General features: G+C 45.0%; 1 pseudogene. It reads left to right on the top strand.

The features are described from left to right. Positions 1 to 251 (top strand): annotated as a pseudogene (locus MiSe_RS50435) (Nif11-like leader peptide family RiPP precursor); the annotation flags it as partial.

Consider the following 251-nt stretch of genomic DNA (forward strand, 5'->3'; position numbering starts at 1 on the left):
TAATGAGCGGGAAAGTCGAACAAATTAGAACAGCGATGCTAGAAAGTGGCTATAACTTTTCCATTGAAGAATTTGAAACAGCCACGCTCAAAATATTGGAATTAAAAGAAGCGGGTGAATTCCACGAACTCTCTGAAGAAGAATTAGTGGGAGCCGTGGGTGGGTATATAAGAAGGCCTCCTACGATGCAGCCTTTGTACGGGGTAATCTGGTGGCCTCCAAAACCATATCCAAAACCGCTACCGCAACCG

The sequence above is a fragment of the Microseira wollei NIES-4236 genome, from assembly GCF_020521235.1.
In the GTDB taxonomy this organism is placed as follows: Bacteria; Cyanobacteriota; Cyanobacteriia; order Cyanobacteriales; family Aerosakkonemataceae; genus Microseira; species Microseira wollei.